This is a genomic window from Novimethylophilus sp. (assembly GCF_036504375.1).
Classification (GTDB): Bacteria; Pseudomonadota; Gammaproteobacteria; order Burkholderiales; family Methylophilaceae; genus Novimethylophilus.
Map to the genome: position 1 here is coordinate 1 of NZ_DASXVH010000074.1, position 15,285 is coordinate 15,285.

At 58.2% G+C, this 15,285-nt stretch carries 15 protein-coding genes, 1 pseudogene and 1 riboswitch; of the genes and pseudogenes, 2 read left to right on the forward strand and 14 right to left on the reverse strand.

The genetic code is table 11. The features are described from left to right. The 10 genes and pseudogenes from VGK14_RS10875 to VGK14_RS10920 form a co-directional block, all read right to left on the reverse strand. Positions 1-220, reverse strand: a pseudogene (locus tag VGK14_RS10875) (hypothetical protein); the annotation flags it as partial. Between the two features lie 42 nt (positions 221-262). Next, entirely contained in the window at positions 263-955 is a 693-nt protein-coding gene (narI, locus tag VGK14_RS10880; protein WP_331509113.1) for a respiratory nitrate reductase subunit gamma, read from the reverse strand. 10 nt (positions 956-965) lie between these two features. Further along, on the reverse strand, positions 966-1,484 hold the full coding sequence (narJ, locus tag VGK14_RS10885) for a nitrate reductase molybdenum cofactor assembly chaperone (protein WP_331509114.1): 519 nt from the start codon (positions 1,482-1,484) through the stop codon (positions 966-968). Positions 1,485-1,508: 24 nt separating this feature from the next. Further along, positions 1,509-3,056 (reverse strand): nitrate reductase subunit beta, encoded by a 1,548-nt coding sequence (narH, locus tag VGK14_RS10890; protein ID WP_331509115.1) that lies wholly within the window; start codon positions 3,054-3,056, stop codon positions 1,509-1,511. A 20-nt stretch (positions 3,057-3,076) separates the two neighbouring features. Then, positions 3,077-6,832 (reverse strand): nitrate reductase subunit alpha, encoded by a 3,756-nt coding sequence (locus tag VGK14_RS10895; protein WP_331509116.1) that lies wholly within the window; start codon positions 6,830-6,832, stop codon positions 3,077-3,079. Between the two features lie 33 nt (positions 6,833-6,865). After that, a complete protein-coding gene (locus tag VGK14_RS10900) occupies positions 6,866-8,518 on the reverse strand; it encodes an MFS transporter (protein WP_331509117.1) in 1,653 nt (550 codons plus the stop codon). Positions 8,519-8,546: 28 nt separating this feature from the next. Beyond that, on the reverse strand, positions 8,547-9,806 hold the full coding sequence (locus VGK14_RS10905; RefSeq protein WP_331509118.1) for a nitrate/nitrite transporter: 1,260 nt from the start codon (positions 9,804-9,806) through the stop codon (positions 8,547-8,549). Between the two features lie 213 nt (positions 9,807-10,019). Next, positions 10,020-10,613 (reverse strand): hypothetical protein, encoded by a 594-nt coding sequence (locus VGK14_RS10910; protein ID WP_331509119.1) that lies wholly within the window; start codon positions 10,611-10,613, stop codon positions 10,020-10,022. 4 nt (positions 10,614-10,617) lie between these two features. Next, positions 10,618-10,989, reverse strand: a complete 372-nt coding sequence (locus VGK14_RS10915; RefSeq protein ID WP_331509120.1) for a hypothetical protein — start codon at positions 10,987-10,989, stop codon at positions 10,618-10,620. Between the two features lie 16 nt (positions 10,990-11,005). Then, positions 11,006-11,392 (reverse strand): hypothetical protein, encoded by a 387-nt coding sequence (locus VGK14_RS10920; protein WP_331509121.1) that lies wholly within the window; start codon positions 11,390-11,392, stop codon positions 11,006-11,008. A gap of 281 nt (positions 11,393-11,673) precedes the next feature. After that, positions 11,674-11,851, forward strand: a riboswitch (yybP-ykoY riboswitch). 7 nt (positions 11,852-11,858) lie between these two features. On the opposite strand from VGK14_RS10920, the gene VGK14_RS10925 reads away from it, so the two are divergent. Further along, on the forward strand, positions 11,859-12,434 hold the full coding sequence (locus VGK14_RS10925) for a TMEM165/GDT1 family protein (protein ID WP_331509122.1): 576 nt from the start codon (positions 11,859-11,861) through the stop codon (positions 12,432-12,434). Positions 12,435-12,469: 35 nt separating this feature from the next. Then, positions 12,470-13,411: a CDF family Co(II)/Ni(II) efflux transporter DmeF gene (gene dmeF, locus VGK14_RS10930; protein WP_331509123.1), complete on the forward strand. Its 942-nt coding sequence runs from the start codon at positions 12,470-12,472 to the stop codon at positions 13,409-13,411. A 23-nt stretch (positions 13,412-13,434) separates the two neighbouring features. Here dmeF and VGK14_RS10935 read toward each other — a convergent pair whose 3' ends face one another. The 4 genes from VGK14_RS10935 to VGK14_RS10950 form a co-directional block, all read right to left on the reverse strand. Next, entirely contained in the window at positions 13,435-13,710 is a 276-nt protein-coding gene (locus VGK14_RS10935; RefSeq protein WP_331509124.1) for a type II toxin-antitoxin system HicA family toxin, read from the reverse strand. A 127-nt stretch (positions 13,711-13,837) separates the two neighbouring features. Beyond that, the gene (locus tag VGK14_RS10940; RefSeq protein ID WP_331509125.1) at positions 13,838-14,302 is read right to left on the reverse strand and encodes a hypothetical protein; all 465 of its coding nucleotides are present in this window, start codon (positions 14,300-14,302) and stop codon (positions 13,838-13,840) included. 104 nt (positions 14,303-14,406) lie between these two features. Beyond that, positions 14,407-15,060 (reverse strand): response regulator transcription factor, encoded by a 654-nt coding sequence (locus VGK14_RS10945; RefSeq protein ID WP_331509126.1) that lies wholly within the window; start codon positions 15,058-15,060, stop codon positions 14,407-14,409. A 10-nt stretch (positions 15,061-15,070) separates the two neighbouring features. Then, a partial coding sequence (locus VGK14_RS10950; RefSeq protein WP_331509127.1) for a hypothetical protein occupies positions 15,071-15,285 on the reverse strand: 215 nt, incomplete at its 5' end.

The following is a 15,285-nucleotide window of genomic DNA, read 5'->3' on the forward strand; positions in this document are numbered from 1 at the left end:
CCTTGAGATCGTTATTGGCTGCCGACGTGCCCGCCGGCCCCAAGCCATCCTGCCCGACCTTCTCGTAACGCAGCCGGAAACTGGTCATCGGCTTGCCGCTCTTGATGGAATCCAGCAATGTGTAGTCCGCAGGCGCGGCGGGGGGCTCTGCGGAAACCGCAAGACCCGGGAGGGCGGACAATACGGCGCCCGTCAGCAGCAACTTGATATGGTTGTTCATGGTCTGCCTTTCCTAAATGTTTTTGTATCAAACAAGCTTCCGTTATCGGAAAGTACGCTTGCTGCGCACGATCTGGTAAGGGCGGCCGACGTAGCCGAACGGTGCGCTCCACACATGCACCATGCGCGTGAACGGGAACACCAGGAACACCGTCATGCCGAGAAACAGGTGCACCTTGAACACGGTGTCCACGCTTTCCAGCAGCACCGGCTGCGGATGCAGGTAGACGATGCTCTGCACCCATTCCGCCAGCGCGATCATGACGCCGGGATTGCCGGCATTGGCGTGACCGATGGACACCGGAATGGTGGACAGGCCGACCATCAGCGTGACCAGCAGCCAGGACAGGATGAACTTGTCCGCGCCGCGGCTGGTGACCGAAATGCGCACGTTGAACATGCGCCGCAGCCACAGCAGCGCGCCGCCCGCCAACGCCAGCGAGCCGAAGATGGAACCGGCCCAGATCGCGATCATCTGGTGCGTCATGTCGGATACGCCCAGGGTACGGAACAAGCCATGGGGCGTGAGCAGGCCCACCGCGTGGCCGAAGAAAATGGCGATGACGCCGACATGGAACAGATTGCTCGCCAGGCGCAGGTTGGCCTTGGACAGCAGCTGGCTGGAATCGCTTTTCCAGGTGTATTGTTCGCGGTCGAAGCGTAGCCAGCTCCCGAGCAGGAACACGCTGAGCGCGATGTACGGATACACGCCATAGAGAAAGTTGTGCAGGTTCATTGTGTTCTCCTTAAGCAGCCAGGCGGGTCAGGGTCGCCCGGTTTTCGATAATGGAAAGCAGCGGCGCGTACGGGCTGGCGACCTTGTTCAGATTGTCCGCCAGCACATTGAACACCTTGCCGGCATCCGACAGGAACACCATCGCTTCGTCGTCGTCCAGATAGGCCGCGAATTCGAGAATCAGCGGCAGATAATCCGGCAGTTCATTGGTGACGACTTCCACGCCGTAGTCCTTGTACAGTTCGCCCAGGTCGATCAGCGCCGGGCCGCGGTTCTTGTCGTCGCCGAACAGGTGGTGCGTCAGGTGCAGGCTGTGCTCCGCGGTGAGATCGAAGGTCTGCACGTATTTTTCCTGCAACCCGGTGAGCGGCGCGCTCCCCAGGTAATCAAGAACCTTGAGCACGCCGGCGCGTTCCGCATTGTCGATGTCCAGACAGCACTCGGTCTGTTCGCGCAGTTCCGGCAGGTGGTCCAGCAACTCCTGGTCCGGATACTCCAGCATCACCGACAGCATTTTGTAAATTTGCATGATGTTCTCCTAGCGATCTTGTGACTAGCGATCGTCGGCCGATGGCGCCGGTGTTCTCGGCTCCATCGACTCTTTGCGGCGGCGCGGGAACAGCGTGATCTTGCTGATCCCGGCCGAGGTGTCGTTGCCGAAGGTGAAGCCGTTCTGCCCCTGGAAGGCGTGGAAGTCGTCCATGCGGACTTCCTCGTGGCCGGTGGGGATCACGAAACGGTCTTCGTAATTGGCAATCGCCAGATAGCGGTACATTTCCTTGGCGGTGGCTTCGCTGATGCCGGCTTTTTCCAGCGCGCGGGTGTCGGCGCGGCCTTCCACATGCACCGAGCGCTGGTAGCTGCGCATCGCGATCAGGCGGTTCAACGCGCTCTCGATCGGCGCTTCCTTGCCGGCGGTGAGCAGGTTGGCGAGGTACTGGATCGGCAGGCGCATGGTGCCCGACAGAGGAATAGCGCCATCCGGCCCGACCGGCAGGTTGCCCTGGTCGATCTGCGACTGCACCGGAGACAGCGGCGGCACGTACCACACCATCGGCAGCGTGCGGAATTCCGGGTGCATGGGGAAGGCGATCTTCCAGTCGATGGCCATCTTGTAGATCGGCGACTTCTGCGCGGCGATGATCCAGTCGTCGTTGATGCCCTCGGCGCGGGCCGCGGCGATCACTTTCGGATCGTTGGGGTCGAGGAAGATCCTGCACTGTGCTTCGTACAGATCCTGTTCGTTTTCCGTGCTCGCCAGTTCCTCGATCTTGTCGGCGTCGTACAGCATGATGCCGTTGTAGCGGATGCGGCCGACGCAGGATTCCGAGCACACCGTCGGCATGCCGGACTCCACGCGCGGGTAGCAGCCGATGCACTTCTCGGCCTTGCCCGATTCCCAGTTGTAGAACACCTTCTTGTACGGGCAGGAGGAAACGCACATGCGCCAGCCGCGGCACTTGTCCTGGTCCACCAGCACGATGCCGTCCTCCTCGCGCTTGTACATCGAGCCCGAGGGGCAGGCCGCGACGCAGGCCGGGTTGAGGCAGTGGTTGCAGATGCGCGGCAGGTACATGTGGAAGGTGTTCTCGAACTGCCCATACATCTCCTTCTGGATGTTGTGCATGTTCTGGTCTTGGCTGCGCTTGGCGTATTCGCCCGCCAGGTCGTCCTCCCAGTTCGGGCCCCAGGTGATCTTCTCCATGGTCTCGCCGGTGATCTGCGACAGCGGCCGTGCGGTCGGCGCGGCCTCGGACAGCGGCGCGTTCTGCAGATGGGCGTAGTTATAGGTGAACGGCTCGTAGTAATCGTCGATCTCGGGCAGGTCCGGGTTGGCGAAAATGTTCAGCAGCTTGGAGGCGCGGTTGCCGGATTTAAGCTCCAGTTTGCCGTCCTTCAGCTCCCAGCCTCCGTTCCAGACTTCCTGGTTTTCCCATTGCTGGGGATAGCCGACGCCGGGCTTGGATTCCACGTTGTTGAACCAGGCGTATTCCACGCCCTTGCGGTTGCTCCACACGTTCTTGCACGTCACCGAGCAGGTGTGGCAACCGATGCATTTGTCCAGGTTGAAGACAAAGGCGAATTGTGCGCGTACTTTCATGATGTTCTCCTATGTCCTGTTTACAGGGCGCCAATGCCGACGGGGTTGAGTTGCGCTTCGCGTTCCGGAGTCAGCGGACGTTCCAGCCAGTCCACGTCCTGGTCGGCGACCTTGTGCAGCACCACCATCTCGTCGCGCTGACAGCCCACGGTGCCGTAGTAATTGAAGCCATAAGCCAGCTGGGCATAGCCGCCTATCATGTTGGTCGGCTTGATGATCACGCGGGTGACCGAATTCAGGATGCCGCCACGCTTGCCGGTGGAGGGCGAGCCGGGCACGTTCACATTCTTTTCCTGGGCGTGGTACATCATCGCCATCCCTCTTGGCACCCGCTGCGAGACCACCACCCGCGCCACGGTGGCGCCATTGGCGTTGACTGCCTCGATCCAGTCGTTGTCCTGCAAGCCGATGGATTTGGCATCATCTTCCGACACCCAGACGTAAGGCCCGCCGCGGAACAGCGTCAGCATGCGCAGATTATCCTGGTAGGTGGAATGGATGCCCCACTTGGAGTGCGGCGTGATCCACGACAGCACCAGGTGCGGTTTGGCCCGGACTGCGGCGGGTACGGTGTCCTGCGCCTTCATGTCGAGCGGGCCGCGGTAAGCGCAGAAGCCTTCGCCGAAATCCAGCATCCACTCGTGATCCTGATAAAAATGCGCGCGGCCGGTCAGCGTGCGGAACGGGATGTGCTCGTGGATATTGGTATAGCCGGCGGTATAGGAAACATGCTCGGACTCGATGCCGGACCAGGTGGGCGCGGTGATGATCTTGCGCGGCTGGGCCTGGATGTCGCGGAAGGTGAACTTGTCCTCGTGGCGGCCGGCATAGAGGTGGTGGTGGTCGATGCCGGTTTTTTTCGACAGCGCGCTCCACGACTTGTGCGCCACTTCGCCGTTGGTTTCCGGCGCCATGCGCATCACCGCGTCGCACACGCCGATATCTTCTTCCAGCGACGGCATACCGAAGGAAATGCCGGGCACCGATACCGTGTAGTTGCACTTCTTGAGCTCTTCGTACTCCTGCTCGGTGTTCCAGTCTATACCCTTGATGTTGTTGCCGAGCTTGACCATCAAGGGCCCCAGCGCGATGAACTTCCTGTAGGTATTGGCGTAGTCGCGCTCCACCACCTTGAGGATGGGCATGGTCTTGCCGGGAATCGGTTCCAGCCCTTCCTTCTTCCAGTCGGTGACATGGCCGAACGGTTGCGCCAGTTCGGCCGCCGAGTCGTGCTGCATCGGCAGTGCGACGATATCGCGGCGCGTGCCCAGGTGCTTTTCGGCCAGCGTCGAAAAGGTCTTGGCGAGGGATTTGAAAATCTGCCAGTCGGACTTGGATTCCCAGCCCGGGCTGACCGCCTCCGACAACGGGTGGATGAACGGATGCATGTCGGTAGTGTTGAGGTCGTTCTTCTCGTACCAGGTCGCTGTCGGCAAAATGATGTCGGAATAGGCGCCGGTGGAATTGAGGCGGAAGTTGATGTCCACCATCAGGTCCAGCTTGCCGATGGGGGCTTCCTCGTGCCATTTGACTTCATGGTTGTCGCGTCCGGCGCCGGATTCCTGCAGCACGCCGTTCTGGGCCCCTAATAAATGTTTCAGGAAATATTCATGGCCCTTGGCGGAAGTGCCGATCAGGTTGCCGCGCCACACGATCAGATTGCGCGGCCAGTTGACCGGGTTATCCACATCGGCGAAGGCGACATCCAGCGAGCCGTCCATGAGCTTGTCGACCACGTGCTTGGCAATGCCGGCTTCGTCGGTGGCGCCGGCTTTTTCGGCATCACGCACGAGGTCGAGCGGGTTGGCGTTCCAGTGCGGCGCGGAAGGCAGCCAGCCCATGCGGGTGGCTGCCACGTTGTAGTCGGCCAGCGAGTAGCCCTTGTTTTTGCCTTTGCCGGCAGGTGACAGCAGATCGTCGGCCTTGACTGTTTCATAGCGCCACTGGTCGGTATGGAAGTACCAGTAGGAGGTGGAGTTCATGTGGCGCGGCGGACGGTTCCAGTCCAGACCGAACGCGATCGGCGCCCAGCCGGCTTGCGGACGCAGTTTTTCCTGGCCCACGTAGTGCGCCCAGCCGCCGCCGGTCTGCCCCACGCAGCCGCACATGTGCAGCAGGTTCATGATGGAACGGTAGGCCAGGTCGTTGTGGTACCAGTGGTTGATCGCGGCGCCCATGATCACCATGGATTTGCCCTTGGTTTTCGAGGCGTTGTAGGCAAACTCGCGGCCGGTGCGCTCGATGTCGGCGGCCTTGACGCCGGTGACCTTTTCGGCCCAGGCCGGGGTGTAGGCCACGTCGGCGTCCAGGTAGGATCTGGCGACATTGTCGCCACCTAAGTCCCGGTCGATGCCGTACTGCGCAACCTGCATGTCGAACACCGAGGCGACATAGGCTTCTTCGCCATTTGGCAGCGTCACTTTGCGCACCGGCACGTTGCGGTACAGCAGTTCATCTTCGTCCTGATTGAAATGCGGAAAACCTACCGACACTACGCCGTCGCGGTTTGCGATGCAGCTCAGTTCGGCGGATATTTCCTGCTGGTTGGCGGCGTTCTTCGGCAGTAGGTTCCACTTGCCTTCCTCACCCCAGCGGAAGCCGATGGAGCCGTTGGGCGCGACGAAGGACTGGCTGGCTTCGTCATAAACGATGGTCTTCCAGTCCGGGTTGTTGATTTCGCCCAGTGCACCATCAAAATCCGAAGCCCGCAGGAAACGGTCGGACACATAGCTGTCGCCATGCTTGCGTAGCATCACCTGCATCGGCAGGTCGGTGTACTTGCGTGCATATTCCTGGAAATACGGATCCTGATTGTCGATGTAGAACTCCTTCAGGGCCACATGTCCCATCGCCAGGAAGGCGGCGGAGTCGGTGCCCTGGCGGATCGGCATCCACAGGTCGGAGAATTTGCAGAACTCGGCATAATCCGGCGCCATCGCCACGATCTTGGCGCCCTTGTAGCGCACTTCCGAGGCGAAGTGCGCGTCAGGGGTGCGGGTCATCGGCAGGTTGGCGCCGGTGATGATGATGTAGGTCGAGTTATACCAGTCGGCCGCTTCCGGCACGTCGGTCTGCTCGCCCCAGGTTTGCGGGCTGGCCGCCGGCAGGTCGCAGTACCAGTCGTAGAAGGAGCCGCAGGCGGCGCCTATCATGGAGAGGTAGCGCGAGCCCGCGGCGTAGGAAATCATCGACATCGCGGGAATTGGCGAGAAGCCGTAGATGCGGTCCGGGCCCCACTTGTTGATGGTGTAGACGTTGGCGGCGGCGATGATCTCGGTCACTTCGTCCCAGCTGGTGCGTACGAAGCCGCCCAGGCCGCGCACCGCGGTGTATTGCTTGCGCTTTTTCTCGTCGGCCTGGATCGCGGCCCAGGCTTCCACCGGGTCTTTCCCCGATTTTCTTTCCGCACGGTACAGATCGAGCAGACGACCGCGGATCATCGGGTGCTTGATGCGGTGCGGGCTGTACAGGTACCACGAGAACGATGCCCCGCGCTGGCAGCCGCGCGGCTCATGGTCGGGCAGGTCGTCGCGGGTGCGCGGGTAGTCGGTCTGCTGCATCTCGAACGACACCAGACCGTTCTTGACGAAAATCTTCCAGCTGCAGCCACCGGTGCAGTTCACGCCGTGGGTGGAGCGCACTACCTTGTCGTGCTGCCAGCGATGGCGGTAGGCGTCCTCCCACTGGCGGTCTTCGTTGGTGACGATGCCGTGGTCGCCGGAAAAGGTCTCCTTGACCTTGTCGAAGAATTTCAGACGATCGAGAAAGTGACTCATTGCAGACTCCTTGAAAAATTCGTTGTCATGGGTTCAGGGGTTCTTGATCTCGGCGCTGCGGCGCAGGTAGAACCACCAGTTGAGAATCAGGCACAGGGCGTAGAACGCCGCGAAGCCGTACATGGCGATTTCCGGCGTGCCGGCCTTGATCTGTCCGTTGATCACCTCGGGGGCGATGAACGAGCCGTAGGCCGCCACCGCCGAGGTCCAGCCCAATACCGGGCCGGCTTGCACGCGGTCGAAAATCACGCCCACGGTGCGGAAGGTGGAGCCGTTGCCGATACCGCTGGCGGCGAACAGCAGCACGAAGATCAACAGAAACTGGGTGAAATAGATTTCCGGCGTTGCCGAATGGTAGGCTTGTTGCAGTACCATCCCGGCGGCGACGGAAGCGACCACCATCACCAGCGAAATCACCTGGGTGACGATGGAGCCGCCCACCTTGTCGGAAATCCAGCCGCCCACCGGCCGGATCAGAGCGCCGACGAAGGGGCCGATCCAGGCGTAGGTCAGCGCCGGCGGCGCGTGCGGATTGTTGGCGGTGTGGGTCAGCACGCCGGTGACCGGGTCAACGATGTGCTGGAAGCCGAAGATCACCTTGATCGACAGCGGCAGCGCCATCGAGAAGCCGATGAAGGAGCCGAAGGTCAGCACGTACAGTACGGTCATCGACCAGGTGTGCTTGTTCTTGAAGATGGCAAACTGCTTCTGGATGTTTTCCTTCATGGTGCCGAATGCCGCCAGCTTCATCAGGAACAGCGTGGAGAGCATGATCAGCGGCAGCGCCACCCACATGCTGAGCAGCCCCAGGCCGGTAGGTGCCGGCAGGTAAAGATAGAGGCCGACGATCGCAGGCAGGAACGCCAGCGTATACAGCCAGGTAATCTTGATGAAAGCTGTCAGCGTGCCGCCGATATTAGGCGAGATCGTCTTCAGGTTGTTCATGCCGAACCAGCCGGCCACCGCCAGCGGCAGCAGCAGCAATATCCATACATAGCCTGCGTTCTGGATGTAGGTCGGCGTGCCGGCGGCGATCTTGCCGAAAATCCAGCCGCTACTCTTCACCAGCGTCATCGGCTCGCCGCCGCTGGCGCCGAAGATGCCTACCGTCATCACCAGCGGGATGAGGATCTGCATCGTGGTCACGCCGAAGTTGCCCAGACCGGCGTTGATGCCCAACGCCGTGCCCTGCAAGCGCTTGGGATAGAAGGTGCTGATGTTGGACATCGAGCTGGCGAAATTGCCGCCGCCCACGCCCGACCACAGCGCCAGCAGCTGGAACGCCCACAGCGGCCATTCCGGATGCTGCAGCGCGATGCCGGTGCCGATGGCCGGCGTGATCAGCATGAAGGTGGTGAGGAAGATGGTGTTGCGTCCCCCCGCCAGCCGGATGAAGAACGAGGAGGGGATGCGCATCGTGGCGCCGGCCAGGCCGGAAATCGCGGTCAGGGTGAACAGCTCGTCCTTGCTGAAATGAAAGCCCAGATTCAGCATCTGCACCGTGATGATGCCCCACATCAGCCAGATGGCAAAGCCGCACAGCAGGCTGGGCACTGATATCCACAGGTTGCGGCTGGCTATCTTGCGGCCAGTGGATTCCCAGAATGCCGGGTCTTCCGGCCGCCAGTCGTCAATATCGGTAGCGTTGGGCGGCGTTGTAACGACTTGCGTTTGTGTTGTGCTCATTGCTTTTCTCCTTATCCGGGTTTCAGCGTTATTCCAGGGTGTCTATTGCCAGTTTGTGTCTGCTCATCACTTCATGGGTGCGTATTTCGGTCCAGTACATCCAGGCCAGCGATACCCAGACCACGCCGTACATCAGCATGAAACAGCTGGAACGCACGCCGGTAAGGTCTACCAGCGCGCCGAACATGATGGGCAGCAGGAATCCGCCCAAGCCGCCGGCCAGGCCGACGATGCCGGAGATCACGCCGATGTTGTGCGGGTAGTCGTCGGAGATGTACTTGAACACCGAGGCCTTGCCGATAGCCCAGGCGAAGCCCATGGTGAACATGAGTACAGTGAATACTGTAGGTGTAAGGCCAATATGAAAGGTTTGCGGGCCGGTCACCGTATAAATGGTGAAATCGGTCTGCGGATAGGACAGGATGAACAGCACGATCCACGATAGCCACAGTACCCACCAGGTCACTTTGTGCGCACCCCATTTGTCGGAGGCCCAGCCTCCCAGCGCGCGCAACATGCCGCCGGGCAGCGAGAAACAGGCGGCCAGCAGTGCCGCGGTCTTGAGGCTGAAGCCGTACTCGGCCACGTAGTACTTGGTCATCCACAGCGACAGCGCGACGTAACCGCCGAACACGATCGAGTAGTACTGGCAGTACTTCCACACTTTCGGGTCTCTCAGCGCGGCGAGCTGGTCGGTGATGCTGACGTTCTTGCCGACCCTATGCGCCGGGTCGTCGAAGGTAAACAGCCAGAACAGGATGGCAGTAACCAGCATCAGCACCGCATAGACCTTGGGTACCATTTGCCAGCCGAAGGCCACGACGATGGAGGGCGCTACCAGCTTGGTCAGGGCCGCTCCCGAGTTGCCGGCGCCGAAAATACCCATCGCCAGTCCCTGGCGGTTCTTGGGAAACCAGCGTGCGCAGTAGGCGATGCCGATCGTGAATGCGCCGCCGGCCATGCCGACGAACAGGCCGGCGATCAGGTAGTGCCAGAACTGCGTGCCGTAGGAAACGAGATAGATCGGGATGATGGTGGAGAGCATCAGTACGAAGAACACCGGCCGGCCGCCGAACCTGTCGGTCATCATGCCCAATGGCAGTCGGATCAGCGAGCCGGTGAGCACGGGCGTGGCTACCAGGATGCCGAACTGGGTCTCGTTGAGACTGAGTGTGGCCTTGATCGGGATACCGATCACCGCGAACATCATCCAGATCATGAAACACACGGTGAAAGCCAGCGTGCTGGCTGAAAGTACCGATATCTGCTTGTAGCTGTGGCTGGCCATTTTGCATCCTCCTATCCAGATATTTACGTCTGAATACTAGGCTTGCAATGCGCCTGTGAATATCCTCCTGAAGGAGGGCCGGAGATTGTCTGGAAGGAGGATGCCGGTATAGTTCTAAAGAACTATGGCTGTTGCTGGAGAGGACATTGGTGTTTTTTGGTGGAGCAACGGCCGTCTCAAATCAACCCTAGGCAGCCAATCGACTTAATTCTTTTATTTCAACCACCTGAATTTCTTTTCAATCAGAACTGCACGCCAATCGACTTTGGCAAAAAGATAAATAAGCAGCAGAAATCCAATCTGCGTCAGGATGAAATAGGCACCCAAATATTCGCCGACAAGGCCCGCATTGATATCCAGACTCTTGTAGGCTTCTTGCCCCAGAAAAATCCAGGCCGCATAGCTCACCATTCTGCCAATGAAAAAAGGCATGGCAATCAGCCTGATTGGCAGGGTTGTCAGCCCGTAGGCAATAAACAGGTAGTTAGATGGCAGAGGGGTGAACGAGTAGATAAGCAGCGCTCCCACAGTCTGATTCTTCCGGTGTTCCAACGCCTCTTTGAGAACGTCGATATTCTCTTTAGTCCGGGCTTTGAGCAGCTTGTTGCGGATGATGAACTGGGAGAGTTTGGCCAGCGTTATCCGCCCCAGGGTAGCAGCAAATGCGGCAGTCAAAGCCAGTAACAGGGGGTTGAACTGCGGGTGGTTAAACCCTACGAGCGAGAGAACCATCCATGTCGGAGGGGCGAATGCAGGGATAGTATTCAGGCCATAGATTGCGGCAAATACTACGATCAAGCTACCCATTTATTCAAACAATCTTGCACGGAATGACGGCGTCTTCATCGAATCCATAGACTGAGCACATGCGATGATAACCATCGGCAATGACAACCCTGCCATTGGCTTTATCTCTTACAAGAAGCAATGGCGAAAGAGCGTGTCCGGCCAGAATCTTCTTGCGGTCTTTTTCTACATGGGAATTGCTGACGCCCAATAAAGACAGGCCGGATGCCCTGAAGATATCCTTGGCTTTGAATCCCGACATGGGTGCCTGCTTCAATTGCCGGGCAAGACTGGCAGCGGTCTGCGCATCGTAGGTCAGGTTCAAATACGACTCCGCCGCAGGGTAGTCGTGCTCTTCAGGAGTATCCAGCCATTTTATTTCGGTTTTGCTTCCCATATCACGCGCTTTCTGGTCAGGGTCGGTTTTTAGCAGGTCTGCCGGTCTTGATGATCTCAAGATCGGCGATGGCTTTGATCAACGCTTTATCGGAGAGATTTGCCAGGCAGCTCAAAGCGGCGCGCAGCACCTCACTTTTTTTTGCGCTGACACCAGCCTTTAGGCATCTCTCCTTGAGTGCTGCGATATGGCCATAATCACTCTCAGGCATGGTAAAGCTATCCCGCACCATCTTCTGTTTTTTGTGTTTTTCTCCCTTGGAAACTTTGCTCGAAGGAACGATTGGGGCGGCCTTGGTTACTGCCTCAACCTTTACCGCTTTGCTTGCAGTAACAGCCACATCAGGAACTGTTGCGGCAGCCGTTTGTGTCGCCTTTGCCGGGCGTTTGGTTTTCTCAGACATGTAGCATACCTCCTATCGTAAGTAGTGATAGATTTCAGGCAAGAAAATAGGCAATGCTTAAACTGCATTTATAGTATAAACAATTTATATAATTTAACAAGAAATTGTTGCCATGTCTTGGTCGTTAACGAAGCTTCCCCGGCTTTCGCCGCCCAAATTGCAGCCCACTGAGCATCCAGAGTATTCTTCGCCTGTGGCGATAGTCGAAATCGACGCATGTCAGATGTTTGCAGGGGGCTTTTCCAGAAAAGCTCGACTGAAAGTATCCGTTCAATTAAAATAGCCCGCTCTTTGGGGAGTAGCCGCCCTTCCAGTTTGAGAAGGGGCTTGTGTCAACATACTTGACCGTTCGGTCATGGCACAAGCGGTTCCATGAACTTGGCAAGACCATTGATCATGCCACCTCCATACAGGCCGGAGGAGGGGTGTGGTCACTGGTGACTTGTCCGGCCTTGGAACAAAAACTATGGAAGCTTTCCTCATCTCAACGGGCATTGTTGCTCTTGCCGAAATCGGCGACAAAACTCAACTTCTCGCATTTATCCTGGCGGCCAAATTTTGCAGACCAATCCCGATCGTGCTGGGCATTCTGGTCGCAACGATTGCGAACCATGCCTTTGCAGGTGTACTCGGCGCTTGGATAACCTCCCTCATGAGTCCGCAGACGCTACGCTGGGTTCTCGGTGTATCGTTTATCGCCATGGCAATCTGGACGCTGATCCCGGACAAGTTCGAGGAAGACGATGCCAGGCTGGCAAAGTTTGGTGTTTTTGGAACCACATTGGTGGCCTTTTTTCTGGCCGAGATGGGAGACAAGACCCAAGTTGCCACGGTCGCTTTGGTCGCTCAATATCACGCCTTCTTCTACGTGGTTGCTGGAACAACACTAGGAATGATGATTGCCAATGTCCCGGCGGTTCTTCTGGGCGGAAAAATCGCTCAACGAATGCCTGTTCGTGTCGTCCATGCGGTGGCTGCGGTAATCTTTGCGATACTTGGTGTTGCGACCTTGTTTGGTGCAGGCGAGAGTCTGGGTTTCTAATCCGATCAACTCATCACTTGGCGAAAGATATAACTATGCATACTCATGACTTATCCCGATGGACGCACCATCACGTATTTAACGAAGGCAATCCTGCGGCAGAGCAGGGCACTCGTGCCGTGATGTGGATTACCGCCGCCATGATGGTAGTGGAGATATTGGCCGGATGGTGGTTCAACTCGATGGCCCTGCTGGCGGATGGCTGGCACATGAGTTCTCATGCCTTTGCTATTGGGTTGAGTGCCTTTGCCTATGCGGCCGCACGTCGATATTCAGATGATCCAAGGTTTGCCTTTGGTACTTGGAAAATTGAAATTCTTGGCGGCTTTGCCAGTGCCATCTTCTTGCTCGGCGTTGCGGCCGTGATGGTCTTGGGGTCGGCCGAGCGGATATTCTCTCCACAGCCGATTCACTATCAGGAAGCGATTGTCGTTGCTGTTGTCGGCCTGCTGGTCAATATTGTCTGTGCCATGATTCTCGGCAACGCTCACCATCATCACCATACCCTTGAGCATGAGGCACATGACCACCATCGCCACCATCATGACCTGAACCTGAAATCAGCTTATCTGCATGTCATTGCTGACGCATCAACTTCCGTACTGGCCATTCTCGCTCTTGTGGGTGGATGGTTCTATGGATGGTCGTGGCTGGATCCTGTCATGGGCATTGTTGGAGCAATACTGGTGGCGGTTTGGGCGAAGAGCCTTCTAATTGAGACCGGGAAGGTGCTGCTCGACAGGGAAATGGATCATTCTGTTGTTGACGAGATTCGGGAAGTCATCGAGCCACCCGAAAACCCGGATGAAACAAAAATTGCTGACCTGCACGTCTGGCGTGTTGGGAAGCGAGCTTATGCCTGCGCTCTCAGCATTGTGACGCACAGCGAAAAACTCACTCCCGAGCAGGTGCGGGATAAGCTACGCCAGCATGAGGAAATCGTCCATGCAACGATTGAAATTCATCATTGTGGGTGAGTGTCTTCCTTTGGCTGGTCGGCTTACTCTTTGTTCTCGTAACTCGAGGGCGTAACGCCGGCGCGGGACAGGAATTCGCGCAGATGCTTGATTTCCATCCTGCCGTAAACATTGCTTTGGTGGGGGTGATGCAGCACACTCTCGCAGCCGTTCAGCGTGACGTGAAACTGCGCGCCATGCGTGGCCGTGACGCTGGCGCCGAGGTGATGCAACAGGGATTCGATTTCGCGCCAGTGGATATTGCCGCTGACCGGATCGTGGAAGATGGCGCGAATCAGGTTGACGTGCTTGTGACTCATGGCTGGCTCCTTATAGCGAGTCGTTCGTTTTGATGCGGTTTAGAGCGCTCTTAGCTTACCATGCAGGCCCGTTAACAGCCGTTCGATAACTCGCCAGTCAATTGCGGCGATACCACGCCAGTGGCTCCTAGCGGGGATGTTCCACTGTGATTGCGATGTTATTGTCGGTGTCGGGTGCGGTAATCACCTGGATGTTGGCTCTTCCGCTGATTGACGGCATCAGTGCAGACTTCAGGTACATCCGGTCTTCTTCATCGTCCGCCCCGATCTCTATCAGAACGGGGAGCCGTATGTATTCCGGCAACACGCAGACGCTGCCTATCTCATTCATCAGGTTGTCCAGGCTATAGTGCCGGCGCTTCAGGCTATCCAAGGAGATGGGAATGAATATGGAATCGACTTCGCGGGGGCCATCCCGTTGGCTACGAATCTCGTGGCTGAAACCGTTGCGTGCAATAACCGACGACAGGCTTTCATGGATGTCTTTCACATTCTGTGCGAATCTGGAGTCGCTCGGGTTCGCCGCACAACCGGCGAGGAGCGCGATTGCGAGCCAGAGAATATTGAACTTCCGGGATAAAGGTTGCCGCATGTGCTGACGCTCAATAACAGGATATATATATCTAATTATACATGCGCTTGTATTGCAAGCACTTGGGGAAGTCCCAGCGAAGCCGACGAGCCTATGTGCGGGCGTCAATCCGGACGTTTGACATACCCATGCTCAATCGCATACACCGCCGCCTGCACGCGGCTGGAGAGGTTGAGCTTGCGCAGGATGTGCTGGATGTGGATCTTGATGGTGCTTTCGGCCACATCCAATTGGCGCGCCAGTTCCTTGTTGCTGGCGCCTCCCGCGAGCAGGGCAAGTACTTCGCGCTCGCGTGCGCTGAGGCTTTCGCGTTCTACGGGTTCGGTATGGACGGCGCCCTGGATGCCGTTCATGAGCTTGCCCATGAGCTGCGGTGAGACCACGGCCTCGCCTTGCCGCACGCGGTTGAGGCCGTCGAGGAACGCCTCCATCGCGATGTTTTTCAGCAGATAGCCGTTGGCGCCGGCGCGGATCGCCGCCAGCAGGTCCTCCGCATCCTCCGACACCGTGAGCATGATGACGCAGGCGGCGGGTAGCTTTTCCTTGATCATCTTGAGCACTTCCAGGCCGGAAATGCCCGGCATGTGGAGGTCAAGCAGAATCATGTCGGGTTGCAGCGAGGTCGCCAGTTTCAGGCCTTCGAGCCCATCGGTGGCTTCGCCCACAACGTTGAATTCCGGGTGGCGCTGCAGCAGCGAGCTGATGCCGCTGCGGAATAGTGCATGATCGTCCACCAGCAAGATGCGTACGGTTTCCATTAGGGCGTATTCACACTAATTTCGCGTCTGCGACGGGGGCGATTTGGGATGCCATCCGCGAAGCAAGACGCGCTGAATTGCAAGCCACTTCAAGCGGCTTGCGACAAAGGAGGGCACCCAAATCGCCCCCGTCCCGGAGGGTTGCCAAGAGAATGCGCGTCTGCGGCGTTGCAAGGCTGGCGAATGGAACGACCATTCGCTGCGCCTCGCGCCTTGCATCCATCG